Here is a 22,958-nt window from a genome sequence, read left to right on the forward strand (position 1 = left end):
ACCGTCAAGTGGTTTTGAGAGGTTAGTCCGTCTGCCCTTTCGGGTGACACCCGCCGTTGCGCCGATCGAGCTATGAACCCTGTGTATACCTTGTGTGTATAGTCGCTCGCATGTCGATCGGACACACCCTGCTGGGGCTGCTGGAGAAGGGCCCCCGGCACGGGTACGACCTGAAGAGGGCCTACGACGAGCGCTTCGGCCAAGACCGGCCGCTGCACTACGGGCAGGTGTACACGACGCTGTCGCGCCTGCTCCGCAACGGGCTGGTCGAGGAGGCCGGCGTCGAGGCGGGCGACGGCCCGGAGCGCAAGCGGTACGCGATCACCGACGCGGGCGTGACGGACGTGGAGCGGTGGCTGGCGACGCCGGAGAGACCGGAGCCGTACCTCCAGAACACCCTCTACGCCAAGGTCGTGCTGGCCCTGCTGTCCGGTCGCAGCGCGGACGACGTGCTCGACGTCCAGCGCTCCGCGCACCTGAGGACGATGCGCGAGCTGACCAAGCGGAAGGCCGACGGCGACCTGGCCGACCAGCTGATCTGCGACCACGCCCTGTTCCACCTCGAAGCCGACCTGCGCTGGCTGGAGCTCACCGCCGCGCGCCTCGGCAAGCTGAAGACGGCGGTGACCCGATGAACCCCCTGCTCGAAGCGGTCGACCTGCGCAAGTCGTTCGGCCCGACCCCGGCGCTCGACGGCGCGGGCCTGCGCGTGCACGCCGGCGAGGTCGTCGCGGTGATGGGCCCGTCGGGCTCGGGCAAGTCGACCCTGCTGCACTGCCTGGCGGGCATCCTCCAGCCCGATTCGGGGACGGTGCGCTACCGCGACGTGGAGCTGAGCGCGCTGGGTGACGGCCCGCGCAGCGAGCTGCGGCGCACCGACTTCGGGTTCGTGTTCCAGTTCGGCCAGCTGGTGCCGGAGCTGAGCTGCCTGGAGAACGTCGCGCTGCCGCTGCGCCTCGGCTCGGTGAAGCGGCGCGAGGCCGAGTCGCGCGCCCGGGAGTGGCTGGAGCGGCTGGAGGTCGCGGACGTGGCGGACAAGCGCCCCGGCGAGACCTCCGGCGGCCAGGGCCAGCGCGTGGCGGTGGCGCGGGCGCTGGTGACGGGTCCGCGGGTGGTGTTCGCCGACGAGCCGACGGGCGCGCTCGACTCGCTCAACGGCGAGCGGGTGATGCAGCTGCTGGTCACCGCCGCCAAGGAGAGCAACGCGGCCGTGGTGCTGGTGACGCACGAGGCGCGGGTGGCGGCCTACTCCGACCGCGAGGTCGTGGTGCGCGACGGCAAGTCCCGCGAGATGGAGCCGGCCAGGTGACGCGGTGGTTCTCCGACCTGGCGCTCGGCGTCCGGCTCGCCCTCGGCGGCGGGCGCGCGTCGTGGGTCAGGCTCGCGCTGACCGGCGCGGGCATCGGCATCGGCGTCGCCGTGCTGCTGGGGGCCTCGTCGTTGACGACGGTGCTGTCCGAGCGCGGCGCCCGCACGGCCGCGGTCGCGGCGGTCACCGCCGAGTCGCCGCCGAGCGGTCGGGACGTGCTGTACGAGGAGTTCTGGAACACCGACTACCGCGGCGAGTCGATCACCGGGCGCTTCGCGCGGGCCACGGGTCCGGGCGCGCCGGTGCGGCCGGGCACGTCGAGGGTGCCCGGTGACGGCGAGATCTTCCTGTCGCCCGCCCTGGCGGAGCTGCTGGCGTCGCCGAGGGGCGAGCTGCTGCGCGAGCGGTTCCCCCAGGAGGTGGTCGGCACGATCGACCGCGCCGGCCTGAACGCGCCGCACGACCTCGTGTTCTACGCGGGCGACGCGACGCTCTCCGCCGAGAGCGGCAACACGGTCGTCGCGTTCGGCGGCGAGCTCCAGGACCGCGGCCTGGACCCGGTCCTGTCGCTGCTGATCGCGGTCGGCGTGGTCGCGCTGCTGTTCCCGGTGCTGGTGTTCGTGGGCATCAGCACGCGGCTCGCGGGCTCGCAGCGGGACCGCAGGCTGGCGGCGCTGCGGCTGGTCGGCGCGGGCGCGCAGCGCGTGCGGCGGATCGCGGCCGGCGAGTCGCTGCTCGGCGCGTTCGCCGGGTTGGCCGTCGGCACGGCGCTGTTCCTGTTCGCCCGCCGGTTCGTGGAGGACGTCCGGCTGCTGGGCATCAGCGTGTTCGTCGAGGACCTGACGCCGTCGCCGCCGCTGGCCGTGCTGATCGCCGTGCTGGTGCCGGTGCTGGCCGTGGTGACCTCGATCGTCGCCATGCGCCGCACGGTGGTCGAGCCGCTGGGCGTGGTGCGCGACGCGAAGCCGGTGCGGCGGGTCCTGTGGTGGCGGGTGGTGCCGCTCCTCATCGGCGTGGCCGCGCTGTCCACCCAGTTCGGCGCGGTGAGCGGCGAGGGCGACGGGGCGTCGGTGGAGGTCCTGGTCGGCGGCATCACGATGCTGCTGCTGTCCATCCCCCTGCTGCTGCCGTGGGTGGTCGAGCGGTCGGTCGGCCGCCTGCGCGGCGGCGCGCCGTCGTGGCAGCTGGCCGTCCGCAGGCTCCAGCTGGAGAGCGGCACGGCCGCCCGCGTGGTCGGCGGCGTGGCCGTGGTGCTGGCCGGCGGCATCGCCCTCCAGTCGGTGATGGCGAGCGCGGAGACCAGCGTCGTCGACCGCCCGCTGCCCGAGGTCGACCGGAGCCGGGTCGACATCAGCATGCGCCACACCTCGCCGGAGCTGATCGCGCAGACCGTGGCGCTGCTGGAGCGGTCGGTGGGCGTGGAGCGGGTCCACCCGCTGCGGGGGCTGTCGTTCCTCCGCGCCGAGGACGAGTACGGCTCGGTGGCGATCGGCACGTGCGACGTGCTGCGCGCCCACGCCCGGCTGCCGTCCTGCCAGGACGGCGACGCGTTCGTCGTGGCCTCCGAGCGGATGCCGGAGGTGGGCTTCGACACGCCGCTGGCGCCGGGCCAGCAGGTCACCATCGCGCTCGACTCGGAGCCCGCCGCGTCCGGTCCCCGGTGGACGATCCCGGAGTTCACCCGGGTCGCGCCCACGTCGGAGGAGCAGGGCCGGTACGGCCTGATGGTGACGCCGTCGCTGGCGGCGGACCTGCCCCTGGAGCACGCGCGCACCAGCGTGATGGTGCTGGTCGACCCGGCGCGGCCGGACATCGCCGAGCACGTCCGCAACGCCGTCGCCCCGATGACCTGGCGGGCCTACACCACGTACTTCGGCGAAACCCAGGCGCCGCAGCGGGTGCAGGAGTTCCGGAGCATCCGGCAGGCCCTGCTGGCGGGCTCGATGATCACCCTGCTCCTGGCCGGCGCGAGCCTGCTGGTGCTGGCGCTGGAGCAGGTGCGGGAACGCAGGCGGCCCCTGGCGGTGCTGGCCGCGAGCGGCGTGCCGAAGGGCGCCCTGGCGCGGTCGCTGCTGTGGCAGAACGCCGTGCCGCTCATGCTCGCCCTGGGCGTGGGGATCGCGGTGGGCGGCGCCATGGCGCTCCTGCTGCTGAAGGTCGTCACGCAGCCGCTCGTGCTGGACTGGGCGGGCATCGGGGTGCTCAGCGGCACGGCGGCGCTGATGGTCGTGGTCGTGACGCTGCTGTCCCTGCCGTCGCTGCACCGGGCGACCGGCGCCCTGGGCCTGCGCTCGGAGTGAGCCACCGGACCGGCGCCGTCGTCCCTGAGGATTTCTCGCGACGACGGCGCCTTCGGAGGCCACGCGACACCACCCCGCGGCGTCTTAGAGGACGTGATCCCTTTCCTCGACGACATCGCGGGAACCGGCGGCCGGAGCACGCGGGGTGCGCTCCGATGAGGTGGGTCGCCGACCTGGTGCTGGGCGGCCGGCTGGCCGTCGGGGGCAGCCGGACGTCGTGGGCCAGGTTGGCGCTCACCGCCACCGGCGTCGGCCTGGGCGTGACCGTGCTGCTCCTGGCCGCCTCGATCGGGCCCGCCCGCGAGGCCAAGTCCGAACGGGTGCAGGCCGCCGCGGTCACCTCGGTCGAGGGCCGGGCGGCCGCGTTGGCGGTCCGCCGGGTCGAGGTGCCGTGGCAGGGCCGCGTGATCAGCGGGGTCGAGCTGGCCGCCACCGCGCCCGACGCGCCCGCCCCGCCCGGGATCGGCCGCATCCCGGGTCCGGGCGAGCTGGTCGTCTCGCCGGAGCTGTTCGAGCTGATGCGCACCGACGACGCGGTCCGCGCCCGCTTCCCGGAGAGCGTGATCGGCGTGATCGCCGACGTGGGCCTGCCCAGGCCGAAGTCGCTGCTCTTCTACGCCGGCCTGCCGCAGGCCCACGTCGACGCCGCCGACACCGCCACCGGGTTCGGCGGCGACGTGCCGCGCACGACGCTGCTGCCCGCCTACCGCCTGCTGGTGCTCGCCGCGATCAGCGCCCTGCTGGTGCCCCTCGGCATCTTCGTCGTGGTCGCCACCCGCCTCGGCGCCACCGGCCGCGCGCAGCGCCTGGCCGCGATCCGCCTGGTCGGCGCGTCCCACCGGCAGCTGCGGTGGATCGCCGGCGGCGAGACGCTGACCGGGGCGGTGCTGGGGTTGTTCGTCGGCGTGGCGCTGTTCTTCGCCGCCCGGCCGCTGGCCCGGTTCATCGAGGTCGAGGGCGTCGGCTTCTTCCCCACCGACCTGCTGCCCGACCCGCTGCTCGGCGCGTTGATCGCGCTGGGCGTGCCGGTCGTCGCGGTCGTGTCGGCCCTGCTCGCCCTGCGCGCCGAGGAACTGGGGCCGCTCGGCCTCGTCCACGCGGTCGAGCCGCCCGCCCGGCGGGCGTGGTGGCGGTTCGCGCTGGTCGGCGCCGGGGCCGCGGTGCTCGTGGTGCTCTCGGCGGTCGGCGACTTCTGGGCGGTGATGACGGACTCGCGGCTGGCCGTGGGCATGGGCCTGGGCATCGCGCTGGTCCTCGCGGGCACCGGCGCGGTGCTGCCGTGGCTGGTCGGGAAGGTCGCCCACCGCCTGCAACCGGACGGCGTCGCGCCCATGCTCGCCCTGCGCGCGCTGCGGTTCGACGCCGGGACGACCCGCGTGCTGTCCGGTGTCGTGGTGGTGCTGACCGGTTCGCTGACGCTCCAGGTGCTGCTCGGCGTGGCCGCGCAGGTCACCGCCGCCCCGCCCGTGGACGACCCCGACCGCTGGGTGCTCGACCTGTCCGAGCACACGCCGGTCCGCTCGCTGGAGGAGTCGATCGCCCTGGTCGGCGGGGTGGAGCGGGTCGACGAGGTCCGCCGGTACCGGCCGCGCGAGATGCCGGGCACCTCCCTGGTCAGCTCCGACTGCGCCGAGCTCGTCGAACGCCTCGGGGTCGACGACTGCGCGCCCGGTTCGGCCTACCTGGTCGGCGGCAGGGGTCCCGTGCCGGGCTCCGCGCTGACCGTCGCGGGCAGGCGGTGGGAGGTCCCGCAGCACCGGCGGGTCGAGGTCGACGACGTGCGGTGGGGCCTGTACGTCGCGGGCGCCGCCGACCCCGTGCTGGCGGCGATCCCGCCGAGCGAACTGGTCGTGCACGGCGCGCCGGACCAGTCGTTCGGCGACCGCCTGCTGGCCGCCACCGGGCGGGTGGACCGGGCCGTCACGCTGCGCACGCCGTTCGAGGCCGGCCAGGTCGAGCTGTTCACGTCGCTGCGCGGCGGCGTGATCGGCGGTTCGGCGCTGCTCGTCCTGCTGGCCGTGGTGGGGCTCGCGGCGGCGGCCGTCGACCACGTCCTGGAACGCGCCCGGCCGACGGCCGTGCTGGCGGCGAACGGCGTGCCGCACCGGGTGCTCGCGGTGTCCGCGCTGTGGCAGTCCGCCGTGCCGACGGCGCTCGGCGCGGGCCTGGCCGTGCCCGTCGGCGTCGGCACGGCGTGGCTGGTGGTGCCGACCTCGTCGTTCCGCGTGGAGTGGACCGAGGTCGCCACCCCGATCGCCTCGGCGGCGGTCGTCGTGCTCGTGATGTCGGTGTGCGCGCTGCCCGCGCTGCGCTCGGCGATCCGCCCGGCCGCCCTGCGAACCGAGTAGCGACGCACCGGAACGATCTCCGGTTCCGACGACCACACCATCGAGCGGTAGGAGTATCCCCAGGTCAGACCCGCTGCCTTCACTAGCGTGCAAGATCGAACCAATACCGAGCTGCTGACCCTCGCCCACGCCGGCGACCAGACCGCCTGGCGGGAGATCGTCCGCCGGCACGTGCGCCTGGTCTGGGCGGTGCCCCGCTCGCACCGCCTGGGCCCGGACGACGCGGCCGACGTCTGCCAGACCACGTGGCTCGCGCTGGCCGAGAACCTGACCCGCATCCGGCACCCGGAGCGGCTGGGCGCGTGGCTCGTGACCACGGCCCGGCACGAGTCGCTGACCGTCCTGCGCCTGCGCGGCCGCGAAGCGCCCGCCGAGCTGTGGCCACCACCCGACCGCGCGCCGACACCGGAGGACGCCGCGCTCGCCGACGAGGCCGACGAGCGGCTCTGGCGGGCGTACGCGACGCTCAGCGACCGGTGCCGGGAGATCCTGCGGCTGGCCGCGTTCGCGCCGGAGCTGTCGTTCACGCAGGTCGCGGAAGCGGTCGGGCTGCCGGTCAACAGCCTCGGCCCCACCCGCGCCCGGTGCCTGGCCGCGTTGCGCCGGCGCATCGGCGTCGAGGTGGCCCGGTGACCGCCGACCGCCTGCTGCTCGACGCCCTGGCCCACCTGGTCGACCACCTCGACCCCGCTCCCGGAGACCTGCCCGCGAGGGCCGCCGGAGCGCTCGCCGAACGCGTCGAGGCGACCCCGCTGCGCCTGCTCACCGACTCGGCCCTCGTGACGCCACCCGGCACGCGCGGCCGGTGCGCCACCCGAACGCTGCGCTTCGTCGGCCTGGACCTGCAACTCGACCACTCCACCGACGGCCTGCACGCCACCGGCCTCACCACCCCCGCGCACACCGCTCCCGCCCGCCCCGGCCACCTCGCCGCCGCCGCGCCTCCCTGCCCGGCCGTCGAGGCCATCGGCCCACCTCCACCGGATCACCCCGCCTCCCCACCATCTCCACCCATCACCTCTCCCCGCACCTCCGGCCTGCTCGTCACCAACGCGCTGGCCGTGGTGCGGTGGCCGGGCGGCGAGGTGCGGGCGGCGATCGACCGGGCGGGCTGGTTCCACCTGGACGGCGTGCCGTCCGGGCCGGTCAAGTTCCTGCTGCTCGGGCCGGCGGCGCGCCACGCCACCCCGTGGTTCGTCGCATGACGCCCGAGCGCGCGCACGCCCTGCTCAACCGGGCGGAGGCGCTGCTCAGCACAGGCCTGGTGCGGGAGGCGAACGCCGTGCTCCGGGCCGCCGTGACCGCGCGCCTGCCGGAAGCACTGCTGCTCGCGGCGCGCTGCGCGTTGCGCGACGACGACGTCATCGCGGCACGTGCCCTGGCTGCGGAAGCGGAGGCGTCGTCCCGCGCCGAAGACCGACCGTTCCTGGTGCCGGTGGCACGGGCGCTGGCCCTGCGCGCCGGCGCACCGGGTTCGGCGGGCTGCGGCGCACCGGGTTCGGCGAGCGCCGTCGCGGCGGCGTGCGACGAGCAGGGCCACCACGACGACGCGGCCGAACTGCGGCTGGCCCTCGCGCCCGAAGAAGCAGCCGCGCGCAGGCACCGGGGCACCGCGCGGTCCAGGGCCGTCGGCTGGCTCGCCCGCGCCCGCCTGGCCACCTCGCGCCGCGACGCGGTCGCCGCGTGCCGCGCCGGCCTCGCCCTCACCGACACCCCCGCCCCCGCCCACACCCTCACCGACACCCGCGGAGACCTGGTGGACATCGCCCTCGACCACGCCCTGACCAGCCGGGACGCCCGAGCGGCGCTGCACTGGGGTGAACGCCGCCGCGCCGCGCCGCCCGCGCCGACGCCCGAGGTCGGCGAGGTGCGCGCCGAACTGCGGCTGGCGCGCGTGCGGGGCGAGCACGACCGGATCGCGTACCTGGAGCGGGAGGTGCGCAGGTTGTCGTTCGCGGCGGGCGCCACCCGCGACCCGGCCGTGCCGCTGCCGGACGTCGTGGGCGCGCTGGGTGACCGGGCCCTGCTGATGTTCATCAGCCACCGCGGTCGGCTGGTCGCGGTGTCCGTGGCGGGCGGTCGGGTGAGGTTGCACGACTGCGGCGACGCCCGGACCGCGGCTCGACACGTTCGAGCGATTTCTCTCGCCACCGCATCACCCGCAGTGGCTGGTCCTCCGGGGACCGGATCCGCCGCGCCGCACGCGGTGGCCGCGCTGGACGGGCTGCTGCGGCCGGCCGGTGAGCGGGAGCTGGTGATCGTGCCGAGCCCGGAGCTGGCGCGGGTGCCGTGGGCGGCGCTGCCGTCCGCTCGTGGGCGGGCGGTGTCCGTGGCGCCGTCGGCGAGCTGTTGGTCCAGGGCCGCTTCGCGACCGTTGGCGCTGGACAAGAGGTTGTGGGTGGCGGGACCCGATCTCCGGCACGCGTGGCGCGAGGTCGAGGCTTTGCAGCAATTGCACGGCGGGTGGTTCCGCTCCGCCGTGGACGACGTGCTGACGGCAATGGCGCACGTGGATGTCGCGCACATCGCCGCGCACGGGGTCCGCCAAGACGAGCTGTTTTCCTATTTGCAACTTGACGATGGACCTTTGCACGGACACGACCTGGACGACCTCACCAAAGTTCCCCCGATAGTGGTGCTGTCCGCGTGCGAGTCCGGTTTGGCCCGGATCCTCCTCCGACGCGGCGCGCGCGTGGTCGTGGAAAGCGTGCGCCCCGTGCCGGACGACCGGGTGGTCGACTTGATGATCGATCTGCACGCCGGCCTGAAACACCCAGCGCAAGCGCTTGCGGACGCCCAGGCGCGCCACGGGGACCTGGGTTTCGTCTGCGTGGGGGCGGGGTGACCGACCGGATGCGAGCAACCGTCGAGTACGCCGGGCGCCCCGGCAAATATTCACCTGAACAGCTTAATCATTTCGTTGGTACCACAAGCCTCTCCGCGCACTCGGCCGATCATCGAACCAGCCGACGTCGATCGACTTCAGGCAGCAAAAAGCGCACAGCTCCGTCCACAGAGGACCAGAAAGCGAACCGACCCGCCGAGCCCGAGAAACACTCACCCGATGTGGTGGACGCGACGGACGGTGTTCACTCAGGGGCGCGACAACACGGACAGCCGCACGGCACCGCCCTTCCGAGTGGGTTCCGCCGGAGAAAGTTCGAAAATGCGGTGACCAGTGATAGACATAGCGGAACGTAGACCTCGAACGGTCCGTCCCGTTCGCCGTAACCGGAACGGTGGTGATCTCCAGTGGCAGTCCCCGACGCGGTGCGCCGCAGCGGATCGCTGCTGCTGCGGACCCTGGCCGTAGGCGGGTTGGCGACGGCGGCCTGGCTGGTGAGCGCCGGCGCGGCGTCGGCGGAGGACCACCCGGCCGACGCGGCGGACCTCTCGTTCCCGACCTCCCCCCACGCGGCCTCCCCGTCCTACGCGGACGCAACCACCGGCCCGGACCTCCTGCCCATCGCGGGCGCCTCGCCCGCGTCGGACCTCCTGTCCTCACCGGACCTCTTGCCTCCCTCGGACCTCTCGTCTCCCTCGGGCCTCTTGCTCCCCCCGAACCTCTTGCCCTCCTCGGACCTCTTGTCCTCGACGGGCGCGGTGTTCGACGGGCAGCAGGCGCAGGCCGCCGGACTGCTCTCCGCAGCGGTGCCCGCACGCGAGTCGGCGGTGATCTTCGAGATCCCCCAGCTCGCGTTCGGCCCGCGACCGGTCGCGGAGACCGCGGCGGTGAACCAGGCCCTCGCGAACGAGGTGTTCTTCGCGGACGAGGCCTTCACCGGCGAGGACCTGCCGTACCCCGAGGACCTGTCGTACCCGGACGGCTACAGCCACTCCGGCCACAGCCACTCCGGCCACAGCCACTCGGGCTCGGCGACGAACGCGATGCCCGCGCCGATGTACGAGGCGAAGGTGGCCGCGAGAGCAGCAGCCGCGGCCACCCCCGCCCCACCGGCCCCGGCACCACCCCCCACCCCTGCCCCCGCCCCGGAGTCGGACCAGGCCGTCGAGGCGATCACCTCCTTGATCCCGACCGCCCCGGACACCCGGACCACCGGGAACCCCGAGGTGACCTGGGAAGCGCCGGAGCAGAACGTCCCCGCCCCGGCCCCGAAGCAGGCCCCCGCGCCCAGCGCGCCGACGGCCTCCTCCACCAGCGCGGACAACGGCGGCGGCCACCGCGGCGGCCCCGTCGCCTCCCTCACCGGCCAGTCCGACGTGGAGCGAACGACCACCTGGTCGGTGGAACGCCGCGATGACGGGCGGTCACCCGGCAGCGTGCCAGGCCTGCCCAGCACATCACCCGACTGAGTTCCACGGGACCCGTGTGCCCCGAGCACACCCAGCCGCAGTCATCCGGCACTGAACGCAGCCGTTCCCGGCGCACCCGCGCCCGAACACACCCAGGCTTCCCGTTCCTGCCGACCGCGCCCCGGCAGGAACGGGCATGGATCCCGTCGCAGCGCTGCCCCCGCAGCGATGGGATCGCACGGAAGCCTGCGGTGGGGGATGCCACTCCCTGGAGCGTCCCCCACCGCAGGTCCACGAAGACCACCGTCGGGTTCCGGCCCATCGAGGGGCTGCGCCGGAACCCGGCGGAGGCGTTGGATCACACGATGGAGTGATCATCGCCAAAAGATGTACGAAAACACCCCCCTCGCGCATCGGTTGAACATGAGGAACCCGCGAGCGACCACCACCCCACAAACCCCACGCCCCCACCACCCACCAGCCCCACCTACCAGCCAGCCCCAGTAGCCGGCCACCGAACCAGCTGGCCGGCCGAACAGGAGGTAGGCGGATAAGGGAACAGGCGGGTGGAAGACGGAGGGGCTGGGAATGTGCCGGACGGGGAGGTGCCACCGGGCACCGGGTAGACGGGCAGCGGGCAAGTGCGCCACCCGGCACGGGGCAGGCGGGCGCCAGGCAGGCCTCCCCAGAGGTCCGAGCACCCAGGGGTCAGAGCACCAGAGCGCCAAAGGTGCAGAGGACACCGGGGGCAAGAGCGCCAGAGGACACCGGGGGCAAGAGCCAGGGACCGGCCCGTCCGGTCAGGCGACCGGAATTGTGACGTCCTCCTCGATCACCAACCCCGTGCCGTTGACCGACGCCGCCACCAGGCCGAGCCGGCGAACGGCGTCGCGCAGGACGTCCGGCGGCTGGACGTAGGGCAGTCGCAACCAGCGCTCGAAGCCGCCGTGGGCGCCGAAACGGGCGCCGGGGGCCAGGCGCAGGCCGTGGTTCTGGGCCACCACCGCGATGCGGGTGCTGATCGGCGCGTCGAGTTCGCACCACACGCTCAGGCCGCCCCTCGGGCGGGTGAAGCGCCAGGTCGGGCAGTGCTCGCGCAGGCCGGCCATGAGGACGTCGCGCTGGGAGGCCAGCTGGGCGCGGCGTTCGCGCAGCGCCGGGTCCGGGTTCGCGAGGAGGTCGGCCAGGACCAGCTGGTCGACCACCGCGGAACCCAGGTCCAAGGCCGTCCGGGTGGAGACCAGTCGGTGGACCACCTCGGCGGACGCGCGGATCCAGCCGATGCGCAGGCCGCCCCAGTGGGACTTGCTCGCCGAGCCCAGGGTGATGACCAGGTCGTCGGCGAGGGCGGCCATCGGGGGTGGGCCGTCCAGGGGGTCGCCGTCCAGGTCGAGTTCCACGACGGTCTCGTCGACGACCAGCGGGGTCCTGGCGCGGCGGGCGATGGTGGCCAGTTCGACGCGGCCGGCGGCGTCCAGGCGGTGCGCGGTGGGGTTGTGGAAGTCCACCACCACGTACGCCATCCGCGGCGCGGCTTGGCGCAGGGCGGCGGCCATGCCGGGGAGGTCCCAGCCGGTGTCGGTCATGGCGACCGGGACGGGGATGGCCGAGACGGCCTTGATCGCGTCGAGGGCGTTGGGGTAGCTCGGCTGCTCGACCAACACGCGGTCGCCGGGGCCGGTCAGCAGGCGGAGGGTCATGGCCAGGGCGTGCTGCGCCCCGCTGGTGATCACGATCTGGTCGGGTGACGTGGGCACGCCCCGCGTCTCGTAGCGGGCGGCGATGCGCGCGCGCAGGTCCGGGTGCCCGTGCTCGTAGTAGCCGTGGTCGGCCAGTTGTTCGGGCAGGCGGCGGCGGACGTTGTCGAAGGCGGTCAGCACGCCGGGCAGCGCGGGTGGCGCGGCGCGGGCGAAGTCGATCATGCTGTGCCCGACGAGGGGCGTGTCGGGGGTGATGCCCATCGTGCCCGTCGGCAGGCTGATCCACGTCCCGGCGCCGCGGCGGCTGGCGACCAGGCCTTCCGAGCGGAGCTGGTCGAGGGCCGCGGTGATCATGGTGCGGCTGACCGGGAGGGCTTCGGCGAGTTCGCGCTCGGCGGGCAGCCGGGTGCCGGCGGGCAGCCTGCCGTCGAGCACGAGCAGGCGGACGGCGGCGGCCAGGTCGGCGGAGCCCTGGCGCGCTCCTCGTCGACGCCACTCGCCCAGCAAGCGGGCCAATCGAACCCCGGAGATGCGGCCACCTGGCACGGTCATGAGGCCAATTATCGAGCATTGGCCCTGGATTACAAGGCCAATGTCAGCCGAGGATGGCCACATGCTTGCCGCGCTCAACCCCGTGCCCGTCACCGTCTCGCCGCTCCGCCGCGTTCCCCAGCTCATCGTCGGGCTCTGGCTCTACGGCGCGAGCATGGCCCTCCAGCTCCGCGCGACCCTCGGCCTGGAGCCGTGGGGCGTGCTGCACGAGGGCCTGACGGAGCTGACCGGCCTGTCCTTCGGCACGATCACCAGCCTGGTGGGCGCGCTCGTCCTGCTGTGCTGGATCCCGTTGAGGCAGCGCCCGGGTGTCGGCACGGTGGCCAACGTCCTCGTCATCGGCGTCGCGGTGGACGTGACCCTCGCCGTGCTGCCGGGTCCGGCGGCCCTGCTGCCGCGCGTCCTCTTCCTCGTGACGGGGGTGGCCCTGAACGCCCTGGCCGCGGCCACCTACATCGGGGCCCGGCTGGGCCCCGGTCCGCGCGACGGCCTGACCACCGGCTTCTGCGCGCGGACCGGGACCTCGTTGCGCCTGGTGCGCACGGTCGTCGAGGTGACCGTGCTGGGGGTGGGCTGGCTGCTCGGCGGCACGATCGGCGTCGGCACCGTCCTCTACGCCGTGGCGATCGGTCCGCTGACCCAGGCGGCCCTCCCCCTGGTCACCTGGGTGGGTTCGCGACCCGCTTCCTGAGCTCGGTGTAGCTCACGCCGCGCGCCCCGAAGACCTCGGCCACCAGCCCGCGCTGGGCCAGCAGCGCCAGCAGCACGTGCTCCTGCCGGAGCGTGTTGTGGCCGAGGTCGCGGGCTTCGAACAGGCTGCGCTCCAGCGTCTTCTTGGCGTCGGCGGTGAACGGCAGGTGGTTGCCGAAGAACCGCCGCTTGCGCTTGGGCGCCGCGGAGAGCGCGCCCTCGCCGTGCGCGCGTTCGACCGATGCCACGATCTGGTCGACGTCGATGCCCAGGCCGCGGAGGGCTTCGGCGTCGGCGTCGCTGAGGCCGCCCTTGCGGCGGGCCGCGGCGAACGCGTCGACCACCTCGTCGCGCGACAGGTCGAACTCCGCCAGCACGGGCGCGTCGAGCAGCGCCAGCGCCAGGTGTTCCGGCCCGATCCCGGGCGCGTCCAGGCGTTCGGCCTCCACGACGGCGTCGTGCACCGCCTGTCGGGCCTCCCTGGTGAACCGTTCGCCGATCATCGTCCTCCCCCGTGCTTCTTGTGGACGGCCTGCCGGGTGACCCCGAGTTCGGCCGCGATCTCCTGCCAGGACCAGCCGCGGGCGCGGGCGTTGCGGACCTGGACCGCTTCGAGCGTTTCGAGCAGCCGACGCAGCGCGCTGACCGCGCGCAGCCCGACCCTCGGGTCTTGGTCGCCTGCCGCCGAGGCGAGTTCGGTTGCCTCTGTCATGCCGTCAACCTTGGTTGACAAGCACCCAATTTGTCAACCCGAGTTGACGGGCTAGGCTCGGTCACCGATGCCGGAGATCACCACCGCCGAACGCGCCGGGGTCGGGCTGGACGGCCTGCCGCGCCCGACCGAGGACCGAATCGTCGTCCTCCCCGACGCCGTGGCGCTGCTCGACGGCGCCACCTCCCCGACGCCGCGCGAACGCGACGGCGGCTGGCACTCCCGACACCTCGCCGCGGAGCTGGCCGCCGAACTGGCCGCGCGACCGGTCGACCTGGCGGACGCCCTCGCGCGGGCGATCGAACGCCTCGCGCGCGTGCACGGCCTGACGCCGGGCGACTCGCCGTCCAGCACGGTCGCGATCCTGCGGTGGACCGACACCTCCGTGGACGCGCTGGTGCTGGCGGACAGCCCGGTCGTGGTGTTCACCGACCGCGGGTTCGACGTGCTCGCCGACACCCGGCTGCGCGACCTGCGCGGGGAGGTCGACCGGATCACCGACTGGCGCAACCGCGAGCACGGCTGGTGGGTCGCCGAGGCCGACCCGGCGGCCGCGCACCGGGCGGTGCGGTGGAGCTGGCCGCGGCACGGGGTGCGCGCCGCCCTCGCGGCGACCGACGGCGTCTCGTGCGGGGTGGACGACTACGGCTTGTTCGACTGGCCGGACGTGTTGCGGATCACGCGGGAAAAAGGCGCGGAAGCCGTCCTGGACGCCATTCACGCGGCCGAGGTGGGTGATCCGGATCGCACTGCCTGGCGGCGTTCGAAAGTGCACGACGACCAAGCGCTCGCGGTCGTCGGATTCGAGGGCGACGAATGAAGAAAGCCCCTCGCGGATCCGCGAGGGGCTTTCTTCGGCGACTGGTGGCCAGGGGCGGGGTCGAACCGCCGACCTACCGCTTTTCAGGCGGTCGCTCGTACCAACTGAGCTACCTGGCCAGGTAGCGGCCCGGCCAATAGCCGAACTGCTCTGCGACCCAGACGGGACTCGAACCCGCGACCTTCGCCGTGACAGGGCGACGCGCTAACCAACTGCGCCACTGGGCCTTGCTGCAACTCTTTTACCGGTCTTACTGTACTACGTGCCCCCAACGGGATTCGAACCCGCGCTACCGCCTTGAAAGGGCGGGGTCCTAGGCCGCTAGACGATGGGGACCAGTTCCTCCAGCAGCCCTTGGGCCACCTTCTTCCTAGGCCCTCCACGCTGTCCGGTGGAAGCATCGTAAGCATAGGGCACGATGGCCCGCACTTCCAAAACGGGGGTGGCACTTCTGCGTTGACCTGCGTGAATTCACCTGCGGGGCACCCCGGAAACCCCGTCCGCCGGGTCGCCCCGGCCGCCGTCCGCGCGATCGCGGGCGCCGACCGGGCCGACCGGACGTCCTAGCGCTGAACGGGCGGCGGACCCCCGTCCTCACCCGGTGACAGCCCGAGCATGTCGAGCAGCAACCGGCAGTCCTCGGCACTGGTGGCACCCCGCGCGACCGACAGCCGCGCCCGGTGCACCTGGTCGTCCGAGACCCGCGACGGTTCACCGGTCCGCTGGGCGGGCACCCCACCGCCGCCCGGCCTGGACATCGTGTCGTCCTGGTTCCACAGGAACTGACGAACTTCTAGGGACCCGCTCATGACGCCTCCCCGACTTGAGGTTGGCGCGAGGCTAAGCGAGCCCCCCGAACCGCCGCAGCCCCCCGCAGAGTGATTCCAGTGCGACGCAGCGTCACTTTCCGTGTAGGCCACTTGGTGTCAAGCGCCACGTGATCTGCTTGACGCGAACGAGGAGGGTGAATCCATGACCGAACCGGTACCGGAGCGGGCGTTGGCGGATGCAGCAGCGGGAACGCCGCCGGCCGCAGGTGGGCTCGCGGCGGAACAGCGGGCCGCCGAACAGCCGAGCGCGCCCCCCGAGCCCGAACCCGCCGGACCGCCGCCGGGCACGACCGGCGCCCAGCAGGCCGCGCCCGTCGAACAGCCCCCTGCGGGCGCCCCGGACCAGGCCGCTCCTGCCGACCCGGCGGGCACCGACCCCGCGGGCGGAGCGGGGGAGCAGGCCGCCGGCAACCCCCAGGACCTGTTCGGCACCCTCTCCCTGGCCTCCATCGAGGCGGACATCGACCGCCTGATGACGGAGAAGATGAGCGAGCTGGACGGCATGCTCGCGGGCCTGGAGGAGCTGGTGCAGCGCCTTGAGGGGGAGATCACGCAGCTGGAGCCCCCGAGCGACGACACGACTACCCCCTAGGGGTATCCTCGCGGTACAACCCGAGAGGAATGAGGGCCCATGTCCGTCACCAACACCTACACCGTCACCGGCATGACCTGCGGCCACTGCGTCAGCTCGGTGACCGAGGAGCTGACCGGGGTCGAGGGCGTCACCGGCGTGGACGTGCAGCTCGACAGCGGGGCGGTCACCGTGACCAGCACGCGCGAGCTGTCCCGCGACGAGGTGGGGACCGCCGTCGCCGAGGCCGGGTACCAGCTGGCGTGACCACCGCGGGGACCGGGCGCCGCGCCCGGCCCGACGTCACGGGCACGGCGTGCGCCTCGTGCGCGAACCGGGCCGGGCGCGAGCCGGACGGGACCACCGCCCCGGTCGGCCGAGCGGGTGCGCGTCGCGCACCCGGCCGGCGCGGAGGTGCGGGACCCGGTCTCCGCGGTGCGGGCCGCCGGGCGCGGGACGGGCGCCCCGGCGCCGGCGCGCGGCGACCCGGGGGTGGCGGGGAACGCCATCCGGCCGGCCCGCCGGACCCCGCGGACCGTGAAGGGAAATCTTTTCCTGGCGTTCGCCTACAACGTGGCGGATTTGCCACTCGCGGCGCCCGGATTGCCCAACCCAGTGCTCGCGGGCGCGGCGATGGCCTTCTCCGAGCTGTTCGCGATTGCCAACAGCCCGCGCCCGCGCGGGTCCCGGTCGTCGGTCAGCCGAAATTTCGGCTCAACCCACTCCCCAGGTGCACGTGCGCGTGCAACAATCCGTTTTGCTGACACACCCCCGGTCAGCACCTGTGGAGATCCCCTCCGGCCCCCGCGTTCCTCCCCCTGGCGCGGGGGCCTCTCCATGCACACATCTGTGACCCACGCCACAGTTCGCGCCCCTCCGCAATCCAACCGTTATCGTGGCGCCGTGCCTCTTGGATCGCTTGGACGCTCGAAGTCGGGCCGTCATCGCCCGCCGCAGCGCGAACAGGATGAGCTCGTGCCGGACGAGGAGCTCCAGACCTACCTCGCGGCGCTGGCCCCCGAAACCGCCGACCCGGAGACCACCGCCGGGACCAGCTTCGGCAACGCGCAGGTCTACCAGCTCCGCCTCCAGCTGATGGCGAACGAGCAGCTGAAGGAGATGGCCGCCGAGCGGCAGACCTCTCCCCAGGCGCTGGCCACCGAGTGGGTCATGCAGCGGCTGGAGTGGGAAGCCCGCCAGCGCGGCTACTAGGACCTCCTGGGGAACCCCTCGGGGAACCCTCCAGGACCCCCGCGGGACAACGCCCGCGCCACGACGAACCCGGGCCCCCGACCGTCACCGGTCGGGGGCCCGTGCCACGCTGGGAAGATCAGACCTTGCGCACGTTCTGGGCTTGCGGGCCCTTGGTGCCCTGGCCGATCTCGAACTCGACCCGCTGGTTCTCGTCCAGGGTCCGGAAGCCCGCGCCCTGGATCTCCGAGTAGTGGACGAAGACGTCGGGCCCGCCGTTCTCCTGGGCGATGAAGCCGAAGCCCTTCTCGGCGTTGAACCACTTGACCGTGCCCAGTGCCATGTACCTGCCTCCATCGCAGGGATGCTTGGGACTGCACCGTGCAGCCCCGGCCGTCCCGGGCGCTTCCCCCGCTACCCGTAGCGGGGGGCGGCACGCCCGCGTGTCGTTCCGCGAGCGTGAGACACGAACACAGAAACCACGGCCTGCACCACCGAGCGTATCGGTAGGCGACGCCTCAGCACTACCACCAGGATGGCAGAGGTCAACCGAAGGGTTACTTCTCGGTCACCTGGGGTGGTTCCGGCAGCTCCAGTTCCGACTGGCCGATGTTGCGCTCCAGGGCGGCGCGCCACTCGCCGGAGCCGATCATCTCCTCGATGGCCGCGTTGACCGCCGCCCGGCCCTCCAGGTCGCCCTTGGCCAGGCCGACGCCGTACCGCTCGGTGGTGAACGTGTCGCCCACGACCTTGAGCAGCTCGGGGTTCTCGGCCACGTAGCCCGCGAGGATCACCTCGTCGGTGGTGACCGCGTCCACGTTGCCCGCGAGCAGCGCGACGACGCAGTCGGAGTACTGGCCGTACTCGACCAGCTCCACGCCCTGCGCGAACTCGTCCTTCACCTTCTGCGCGGACGTCGAACCGGTCACCGAGCACAGCTTCTTGCCGTTGAGCGTCTCCGGGCCGGTGATCTCGGTGTCGGTGAAGCGGACCAGCACGCCCTGGCCGGTCTGGAAGTACGGACCCGCGAAGGCCACCTGCTCCTTGCGCTTGTCGGTGATCGAGTAGGTGGCCACGACGAAGTCCACCTGCTCCTCGGCGATCAGTCGCTCCCGGTCGGCCGAGCGGGCCTCCCGCCAGGTGATGCCGGACTCCTCCACGCCGAGCCGGCCCGCGACGTACTTGGCGACGTCGACGTCGAAGCCGACGTACTTGCCGTCCAGGCGGCGCTGGGCCAGGCCGGGCTGGTCGAACCGGATGCCCACGGTGAGGGCGCCGTCCTCGGCCTTGCCCGCCAGGGTGTCTTCGCTCGGGCCGCCGCAGGCGGCGCCGAAGGCCAAGGCCGCCACCAGCGCGGTCGCGGGCAGCAGTCGTCGGAACAGCATCAGCTGCGTACCTCTCGGGTGCTCGGGGGACGCTCGCGCGGCGCGGATCGGCGCACCGGCACGCCGCCCATGCTAAGCAGACCGATTGAGACGGCTTATGCGACGAAGGTCGCAGTGGTCCGAACCACCACGTCTTTCGACGTCGGAGCCATGTGTGATCCGTATGACGGCAGCAGCGCGCGGCTCGGCGCGGCGGCGCGGCCGAGGCGGACGGCCGCGTTCACGTGGCCCTCGGGCGCGCTCCACCGGACCGGGCGGGCGCCGGCAGGGCGGTGGCGCGGGTCGCGCGCAGCAACGCGGTCGCGACCGGCTCGGGGTGCGGGCGGCGGTCGCGGGTCCACGTCCGGGTCATCATCACCCGCCCGAACGGGCTGCGGCGTAACGACTTCGGGCGCGCGGGCGATTCCACGTGACACCGTGGAGCGTGGGGTCGGGTGTTGGGATGAGCAGTGGCAGACGGACCGCCTTCGCCGGCGCCGCGCTCGTGCTCGCGACCGGCGCGGTGGCGGTCATGGTGTGGTCGCTCGAACCGCGGCCGGTGGACGTGCGGCGGGTCGACCTCAGCCCGGCCCGGCCCGAGGTGCTCAGCGCCACCTACACCACGACCGTGGCGGCGCAGCGCTCCTCCACCGCGGTCGAGGTGATCGCGCCGCCCGCGCAACGCCCCCTGCCGCCCGTGCAGGTGGTCACCACCACCTCCACCCGAGCGCCGTCACCACCTCCACCACCCCCTTCGCCACCACCACGCCCGCCGGCCCCGCCGCGCGACCGGCCCCCCGACTGCGGCCGCCCGTTCTCCCCGGACAGGGCCTGCGCCCCCGACCCGTTCCCGGACCCGCACCACCTCCGGCGCTACTGCGACTGGCTGCGCGACCGAGGTCTCCTCGGCACCGCGACCGCCGGCCACCACCACGCCCGCTTCTGCACCCCCCGCCGTTGACCTTCGCGAACGCGCGAGTCGTACTTCCAGGACCGGTGTGTCGTACGTCCAGGACCCCCGAGTTCCACGTTGTGGTCGTCGATCAACGCCGACAGCTCGGCGTCATCCATCACCGGCACCATCCTCTCCACCAGCTTGTTCATGTCGCGGTAGGAGCCCTGGAGCAGGAACGGCGGCTCCGCGCGCGAGTCGTCGGACCGCGCCGCCGACGCGCTCCAGCGGCCCGGTGCCGACCGGCTGCGCGGCGGCGTAGGCGTCGGACAGGTACGGCGTCTGCCGGGCCCACGCGGGCGTGGTGCACGTCGGCGTCCGCCGGCGACTGCAACGGCTCGTCCACCGGCTCGGTGTAGACGCCCTCGCCGGTCTCGGTGTTGTCCTCCACCTTGATGGTGAGGTCGCCGCCGACGGTCTCGACGAACACCTCGCCGCCGATCGAGATGTGCGGGTGGCGGCCCTGGACGTGGTCCTCGCGCGTGGTCGGCGTCCACTCGAAGTCGTGCGACGGCGGGAACACGTGGTCGCGCTCGCCCCGGTTGTCCAGGTACTCGACCGAGCCGTCCAGGCCGACGTGCCAGCGCAGCACCCTGGTGTCCCCGGTGCGGGCGCCGGTCTGGAACACCGCCAGCAGCTTGTCGCCGACGCGGCGCAGCTGGAGCAGCCGCGTGTCCCGGTAGCACCGGCACAGCTCGGCGAAGTCGCGCCGGAACCGCGGGTCGTCGAGCAGGCCGGGCAGCTCGTCGGGGCTCGCGTCGGCGAAGCGGAACCCGTCGCCGTCGCGCGTGAAGCGGTGCAGCGAGAACACGTCGTCGACCGCGGTCTCCGGCTTCAGGCCGAGGAACGCGTTGTAGCCGAACAGCATGAGCCCGGCCACCCGCGTCCCCCGCCCGTCGGCGACGGAGACGGAGACGCAGTCGCGCGGCACGCAGTTGTGCTCGGTGCGGATGCGCTCGGTGCCCAGCAGCGCCGGCTCGGCGCTGCCGAACACCTCCAGCCGGCGGGCGTTGAGCGCCTCGGCCCGGCGGGCGAGCCCGGCGGCCTGCTCGGCCAGCCGGGCCTCCTTCTCGGTCTCCAGGCGCAGCCGGTACTCCTCGTGCCCGTGGGTGACCTCGTCCAGCGCGGCCATGGCGTTCGCCTTGTCCGCCAGGCCCTCCGCCTCGCCCTTGAGCTTCTCGCGGGCCTTGAACTTCGCGGCCTCCTCGGCGGCCTCGGCCGCCTTGATGTCCTTGACCAGGTTCTCCTGCGCCTCGGCCTCGGCCCGGATGACCAGCGACTGCCGCTCCCGCTCGGCCTCCTCGACCGCGCGCAGCCGCTTGATGTCCTCCTCCTGCGCGGCCACGGTCCTCTCGACCGCGATCCGCTCGCGCACCACCTCGGCGATGGCCCGCTTCTCGTGCTCGACCTCCTTGTCGGCCGCGATCCGGGTCGGCCCGGTCTCCCGCTCCCGGCCGATGACCTCCAGCTGGCGGTCCTTCTCGATGCGCTCGGTCTCGATGGCGATGACGCACTCGCGGTTCTTCTCCGCCACCGCGATCTCGCGGGCCTTGTTCTCGTGCTGGATGCCCAGCTGCTCCTCGGTGAGGAGGTGGGCGGCACCGGCCTTGAGCCGCTCCTCGGCCTGCACCTTGGCGATCTCGGCCTCCTCGCGGGCGCGCACGGTCTCGACCTCGCGCTTCTGCTTGATCTCCGCGTCGGCCTGGCGGCGCTCCAGCTCCAGGATCGCCTCGCGCGCCTCGACGTTCTGGCGCGTGATCTCCTTCTCCTCGCCGCGCTGGTACTCGTTGGTGCGCACGTGCTCGATCGCGGTCAGCTCGGTGATCTTGCGGATGCCCTGCGCGTCCAGGATGTTCGACGGGTTGAGCTGGCCCATCGGGGTCTGCTCCAGGTAGTCGATCGCCGCGTCCTCCAGGCTGTAGCCGTTGAGGTCGGTGCCGATGACCTGGGCGACCTTGATGACGTCCTCGACGGTCTTGTTGACCCGCACGAAGAACGTGATGCGGATGTCGGCGCGGATGTTGTCCCGGCAGATCAGGCCCTCCTGGCCGGCGCGCTTGATCTCGGTGGTCTTCACCGAGATGTCCATGACCTCGGCGCGGTGCAGCACCGGCAGGACCACGGCGCCGGTGAACGTCACGTCCACCTTGCGCACCTTGGAGATGATGAGCGCCTTGCCCTGCTCGACCTTGCGGAACAGGCGGCTGACCAGGAACAGCAAGGCCACGAACACGACCAGGACGACCAGGACGACCACTGCGAGAATGCCGAACCCGCTGCTGATGACGTCCATCAGTGCTCCCCCTGCGGGTGTGTCGGTGTGCGCCCGTCCCACAGGGGCGCGGCGGTTCGGTCGGGAACAGCCGCTTGACCAGCGGTATCAGCAGGCGCGCCCCCACCGAGCCCACGACCAGCGCACCGCCCAGCACCGCGAACCCCCGGTCCGGTGGCCGGTTCCAGCAGCACGGCGCCCACGAGGCACGCGAACCAGGAGAAGGCGATCAGCAGCGACAGGCCGACCGTCGCGGGGACGCCCCCGATGTCCAGCTCGACCCAGTCCGCCTCGGCCGCGCCGAACGCGATCAGCGACCAGTAGACGACGACCACCACGAGCAGCACGCTGAGAACGGCGGTCGGGAACGCGAACGCGATCGTGAAGAACTCCCCCATGCACCCCCCTTGCGGCGACTTATCGACGTCACAGCCGTGGCGAAGGAGAAATCACGAAACGCGTTCGCATCATCCCGCTCGGCCGGGTCGGGGCGGTCAGCCGGCGAGGATTCCCCGGAGCACCGCGCGGATCGCCCGTTCGGGGTCGAACCCGGGGCGGGGGTTGGCCAGCTGGTTCGACAGCAGGCCGTCGACCGCGGCGAGCAGCACGGCCAGGTCCGCGGGCGGGTCCGGGCAGCCCAGGGCCGCGACCAGGGGCAGCGCCCAGGACGCGATCTCGCGCTGCGCCCGGTCGACGTGCCCGCGCAGTTCCGGGCGCTGGGCGACCTCGACGAACAGCGCGTGGCGGGCCAGGGTGGTCGTCCGCTCGGCGACCAGCTCGGTGACGAGCCCGCCCACGGCCCGCGCGAAGGACTCCGGCGTGCCCACGTCGCGGGCCAGCGCGCCCCAGACCTCGGTCTCCCGCTCCAGCAGCCGGTCCAGCACGGCGGCCACCAGGGCGTCGCGGGTGCGGAAGTGGTTGGACGTCGACCCCTGCGGCAGGCCCGCCTCGGCGTCGACGGCCCGGTGGGTCAGCTGCCGCGTCCCGCCCGTGCCGAGCACCCTGATCGCGGCGTCGAGCACCTGTCGCTGCCTGGTCATCACCCCGGAGACTACACCCGTAGTCATGGTCACTACACCTGTAGTACGGTGGC

Annotated in this window: 24 protein-coding genes and 3 tRNA genes; 14 read left to right on the top strand and 13 right to left on the bottom strand. The window is 73.2% G+C overall.

Features of this window, described 5'->3' with window-relative positions; genetic code table 11:
• Positions 1–110 precede the first annotated feature (110 nt).
• The 8 genes from ABD223_RS12770 to ABD223_RS12805 all read left to right on the top strand — a co-directional run bounded on the left by ABD223_RS12770 (position 111) and on the right by ABD223_RS12805 (position 10,271).
• Positions 111–635, top strand: a complete 525-nt coding sequence (locus tag ABD223_RS12770) for a PadR family transcriptional regulator (protein ID WP_344036317.1) — start codon at positions 111–113, stop codon at positions 633–635.
• On the top strand, positions 632–1,309 hold the full coding sequence (locus ABD223_RS12775) for an ABC transporter ATP-binding protein (protein ID WP_344036318.1): 678 nt from the start codon (positions 632–634) through the stop codon (positions 1,307–1,309). Before ABD223_RS12770 ends, ABD223_RS12775 begins: the two co-directional genes overlap by 4 nt.
• A complete protein-coding gene (locus ABD223_RS12780) occupies positions 1,306–3,609 on the top strand; it encodes an FtsX-like permease family protein (RefSeq protein ID WP_344036320.1) in 2,304 nt (767 codons plus the stop codon). Before ABD223_RS12775 ends, ABD223_RS12780 begins: the two co-directional genes overlap by 4 nt.
• Positions 3,610–3,764: 155 nt before the next feature.
• On the top strand, positions 3,765–5,957 hold the full coding sequence (locus ABD223_RS12785; RefSeq protein ID WP_344036321.1) for an FtsX-like permease family protein: 2,193 nt from the start codon (positions 3,765–3,767) through the stop codon (positions 5,955–5,957).
• A gap of 87 nt (positions 5,958–6,044) precedes the next feature.
• Positions 6,045–6,590, top strand: coding sequence for an RNA polymerase sigma factor (locus tag ABD223_RS12790; protein ID WP_344036322.1), 546 nt, complete (start codon positions 6,045–6,047; stop codon positions 6,588–6,590).
• Complete coding sequence (locus ABD223_RS12795) at positions 6,587–7,162, top strand: hypothetical protein (RefSeq protein WP_344036323.1); 576 nt, start codon at positions 6,587–6,589, stop codon at positions 7,160–7,162. The genes ABD223_RS12790 and ABD223_RS12795 overlap by 4 nt, the downstream gene beginning before the upstream one ends.
• Complete coding sequence (locus tag ABD223_RS12800; protein WP_344036324.1) at positions 7,159–8,802, top strand: CHAT domain-containing protein; 1,644 nt, start codon at positions 7,159–7,161, stop codon at positions 8,800–8,802. Before ABD223_RS12795 ends, ABD223_RS12800 begins: the two co-directional genes overlap by 4 nt.
• Positions 8,803–9,209: 407 nt before the next feature.
• Positions 9,210–10,271: a hypothetical protein gene (locus ABD223_RS12805; RefSeq protein ID WP_344036325.1), complete on the top strand. Its 1,062-nt coding sequence runs from the start codon at positions 9,210–9,212 to the stop codon at positions 10,269–10,271.
• Between the two features lie 740 nt (positions 10,272–11,011).
• On the opposite strand, the gene yczR is transcribed toward ABD223_RS12805, so the two are convergent.
• A complete protein-coding gene (yczR, locus tag ABD223_RS12810) occupies positions 11,012–12,463 on the bottom strand; it encodes a MocR-like transcription factor YczR (protein WP_344036326.1) in 1,452 nt (483 codons plus the stop codon).
• A gap of 61 nt (positions 12,464–12,524) precedes the next feature.
• Here yczR and yczE point away from each other — a divergent pair, with 61 nt between their 5' ends.
• Entirely contained in the window at positions 12,525–13,154 is a 630-nt protein-coding gene (gene yczE / locus ABD223_RS12815; protein WP_344036327.1) for a membrane protein YczE, read from the top strand.
• Here the strand turns inward: yczE and ABD223_RS12820 are convergent.
• Both ABD223_RS12820 and ABD223_RS12825 read right to left on the bottom strand, forming a co-directional pair.
• The gene (locus tag ABD223_RS12820) at positions 13,123–13,656 is read right to left on the bottom strand and encodes a Clp protease N-terminal domain-containing protein (protein ID WP_344036328.1); all 534 of its coding nucleotides are present in this window, start codon (positions 13,654–13,656) and stop codon (positions 13,123–13,125) included. The genes yczE and ABD223_RS12820 overlap by 32 nt on opposite strands.
• Positions 13,653–13,865 (bottom strand): hypothetical protein, encoded by a 213-nt coding sequence (locus tag ABD223_RS12825; protein ID WP_033428438.1) that lies wholly within the window; start codon positions 13,863–13,865, stop codon positions 13,653–13,655. The genes ABD223_RS12820 and ABD223_RS12825 overlap by 4 nt, the downstream gene beginning before the upstream one ends.
• A 67-nt stretch (positions 13,866–13,932) precedes the next feature.
• Here ABD223_RS12825 and ABD223_RS12830 point away from each other — a divergent pair, with 67 nt between their 5' ends.
• Complete coding sequence (locus tag ABD223_RS12830) at positions 13,933–14,685, top strand: protein phosphatase 2C domain-containing protein (RefSeq protein WP_344036329.1); 753 nt, start codon at positions 13,933–13,935, stop codon at positions 14,683–14,685.
• Between the two features lie 42 nt (positions 14,686–14,727).
• On the opposite strand, the gene ABD223_RS12835 is transcribed toward ABD223_RS12830, so the two are convergent.
• The 4 genes from ABD223_RS12835 to ABD223_RS12850 all read right to left on the bottom strand — a co-directional run bounded on the left by ABD223_RS12835 (position 14,728) and on the right by ABD223_RS12850 (position 15,494).
• Positions 14,728–14,804 (bottom strand) — tRNA-Phe (locus tag ABD223_RS12835).
• A 34-nt stretch (positions 14,805–14,838) separates the two neighbouring features.
• Positions 14,839–14,912: transfer RNA gene (locus ABD223_RS12840), tRNA-Asp, on the bottom strand.
• A 36-nt stretch (positions 14,913–14,948) separates the two neighbouring features.
• Positions 14,949–15,021, bottom strand: a tRNA-Glu gene (locus ABD223_RS12845).
• A gap of 227 nt (positions 15,022–15,248) precedes the next feature.
• Entirely contained in the window at positions 15,249–15,494 is a 246-nt protein-coding gene (locus ABD223_RS12850; RefSeq protein ID WP_344036330.1) for a hypothetical protein, read from the bottom strand.
• Between the two features lie 163 nt (positions 15,495–15,657).
• On the opposite strand from ABD223_RS12850, the gene ABD223_RS12855 reads away from it, so the two are divergent.
• The 3 genes from ABD223_RS12855 (at position 15,658) to ABD223_RS12870 (ending at position 17,298) form a co-directional block, all read left to right on the top strand.
• Entirely contained in the window at positions 15,658–16,107 is a 450-nt protein-coding gene (locus ABD223_RS12855; protein WP_344036331.1) for a hypothetical protein, read from the top strand.
• Positions 16,108–16,146: 39 nt separating this feature from the next.
• Positions 16,147–16,353 (top strand): heavy-metal-associated domain-containing protein, encoded by a 207-nt coding sequence (locus ABD223_RS12860; protein WP_344036332.1) that lies wholly within the window; start codon positions 16,147–16,149, stop codon positions 16,351–16,353.
• 708 nt (positions 16,354–17,061) lie between these two features.
• The gene (locus tag ABD223_RS12870) at positions 17,062–17,298 is read left to right on the top strand and encodes a hypothetical protein (RefSeq protein ID WP_344036405.1); all 237 of its coding nucleotides are present in this window, start codon (positions 17,062–17,064) and stop codon (positions 17,296–17,298) included.
• Positions 17,299–17,416: 118 nt separating this feature from the next.
• Here the strand turns inward: ABD223_RS12870 and ABD223_RS12875 are convergent, their stop codons facing one another.
• The 3 genes from ABD223_RS12875 to ABD223_RS12885 form a co-directional block, all read right to left on the bottom strand.
• Entirely contained in the window at positions 17,417–17,620 is a 204-nt protein-coding gene (locus ABD223_RS12875) for a cold-shock protein (RefSeq protein WP_344036333.1), read from the bottom strand.
• 214 nt (positions 17,621–17,834) lie between these two features.
• Positions 17,835–18,662: a glutamate ABC transporter substrate-binding protein gene (locus ABD223_RS12880; protein ID WP_344036334.1), complete on the bottom strand. Its 828-nt coding sequence runs from the start codon at positions 18,660–18,662 to the stop codon at positions 17,835–17,837.
• A 220-nt stretch (positions 18,663–18,882) separates the two neighbouring features.
• On the bottom strand, positions 18,883–19,071 hold the full coding sequence (locus ABD223_RS12885) for a hypothetical protein (protein ID WP_344036335.1): 189 nt from the start codon (positions 19,069–19,071) through the stop codon (positions 18,883–18,885).
• A 33-nt stretch (positions 19,072–19,104) separates the two neighbouring features.
• Between ABD223_RS12885 and ABD223_RS12890 the strand changes: the two genes are divergently transcribed.
• The gene (locus ABD223_RS12890) at positions 19,105–19,602 is read left to right on the top strand and encodes a hypothetical protein (RefSeq protein WP_344036336.1); all 498 of its coding nucleotides are present in this window, start codon (positions 19,105–19,107) and stop codon (positions 19,600–19,602) included.
• Between the two features lie 139 nt (positions 19,603–19,741).
• Here ABD223_RS12890 and ABD223_RS12895 read toward each other — a convergent pair whose 3' ends face one another.
• The 3 genes from ABD223_RS12895 to ABD223_RS12905 form a co-directional block, all read right to left on the bottom strand.
• A complete protein-coding gene (locus ABD223_RS12895) occupies positions 19,742–21,886 on the bottom strand; it encodes a DNA repair ATPase (protein ID WP_344036337.1) in 2,145 nt (714 codons plus the stop codon).
• Positions 21,886–22,263: a hypothetical protein gene (locus ABD223_RS12900; RefSeq protein WP_344036338.1), complete on the bottom strand. Its 378-nt coding sequence runs from the start codon at positions 22,261–22,263 to the stop codon at positions 21,886–21,888. The genes ABD223_RS12895 and ABD223_RS12900 overlap by 1 nt, the downstream gene beginning before the upstream one ends.
• Positions 22,264–22,359: 96 nt before the next feature.
• Complete coding sequence (locus tag ABD223_RS12905; protein ID WP_344036339.1) at positions 22,360–22,905, bottom strand: TetR/AcrR family transcriptional regulator; 546 nt, start codon at positions 22,903–22,905, stop codon at positions 22,360–22,362.
• Positions 22,906–22,958: the final 53 nt, after the last annotated feature.

The organism is Saccharothrix xinjiangensis, from assembly GCF_039527585.1.
GTDB classification, from domain to species: domain Bacteria; phylum Actinomycetota; class Actinomycetes; order Mycobacteriales; family Pseudonocardiaceae; genus Actinosynnema; species Actinosynnema xinjiangensis.

What these genes read in the sequence shown, in the direction of transcription:
- ABD223_RS12770 (WP_344036317.1), top strand. Translation starts at nt 111, where the DNA reads ATGTCGATCGGACACACCCTGCTGGGGCTGCTGGAGAAGGGCCCCCGG.
- ABD223_RS12775 (WP_344036318.1), top strand. Translation starts at nt 632, where the DNA reads ATGAACCCCCTGCTCGAAGCGGTCGACCTGCGCAAGTCGTTCGGCCCG.
- ABD223_RS12785 (WP_344036321.1), top strand. Translation starts at nt 3,765, where the DNA reads ATGAGGTGGGTCGCCGACCTGGTGCTGGGCGGCCGGCTGGCCGTCGGG.
- ABD223_RS12800 (WP_344036324.1), top strand. Translation starts at nt 7,159, where the DNA reads ATGACGCCCGAGCGCGCGCACGCCCTGCTCAACCGGGCGGAGGCGCTG.
- yczR (WP_344036326.1), bottom strand. Translation starts at nt 12,463, where the DNA reads ATGACCGTGCCAGGTGGCCGCATCTCCGGGGTTCGATTGGCCCGCTTG.
- yczE (WP_344036327.1), top strand. Translation starts at nt 12,525, where the DNA reads ATGCTTGCCGCGCTCAACCCCGTGCCCGTCACCGTCTCGCCGCTCCGC.
- ABD223_RS12820 (WP_344036328.1), bottom strand. Translation starts at nt 13,656, where the DNA reads ATGATCGGCGAACGGTTCACCAGGGAGGCCCGACAGGCGGTGCACGAC.
- ABD223_RS12825 (WP_033428438.1), bottom strand. Translation starts at nt 13,865, where the DNA reads ATGACAGAGGCAACCGAACTCGCCTCGGCGGCAGGCGACCAAGACCCG.
- ABD223_RS12830 (WP_344036329.1), top strand. Translation starts at nt 13,933, where the DNA reads ATGCCGGAGATCACCACCGCCGAACGCGCCGGGGTCGGGCTGGACGGC.
- ABD223_RS12850 (WP_344036330.1), bottom strand. Translation starts at nt 15,494, where the DNA reads ATGAGCGGGTCCCTAGAAGTTCGTCAGTTCCTGTGGAACCAGGACGAC.
- ABD223_RS12855 (WP_344036331.1), top strand. Translation starts at nt 15,658, where the DNA reads ATGACCGAACCGGTACCGGAGCGGGCGTTGGCGGATGCAGCAGCGGGA.
- ABD223_RS12860 (WP_344036332.1), top strand. Translation starts at nt 16,147, where the DNA reads ATGTCCGTCACCAACACCTACACCGTCACCGGCATGACCTGCGGCCAC.
- ABD223_RS12875 (WP_344036333.1), bottom strand. Translation starts at nt 17,620, where the DNA reads ATGGCACTGGGCACGGTCAAGTGGTTCAACGCCGAGAAGGGCTTCGGC.
- ABD223_RS12880 (WP_344036334.1), bottom strand. Translation starts at nt 18,662, where the DNA reads ATGCTGTTCCGACGACTGCTGCCCGCGACCGCGCTGGTGGCGGCCTTG.
- ABD223_RS12890 (WP_344036336.1), top strand. Translation starts at nt 19,105, where the DNA reads ATGAGCAGTGGCAGACGGACCGCCTTCGCCGGCGCCGCGCTCGTGCTC.
- ABD223_RS12895 (WP_344036337.1), bottom strand. Translation starts at nt 21,886, where the DNA reads ATGGACGTCATCAGCAGCGGGTTCGGCATTCTCGCAGTGGTCGTCCTG.
- ABD223_RS12900 (WP_344036338.1), bottom strand. Translation starts at nt 22,263, where the DNA reads ATGGGGGAGTTCTTCACGATCGCGTTCGCGTTCCCGACCGCCGTTCTC.
- ABD223_RS12905 (WP_344036339.1), bottom strand. Translation starts at nt 22,905, where the DNA reads ATGACCAGGCAGCGACAGGTGCTCGACGCCGCGATCAGGGTGCTCGGC.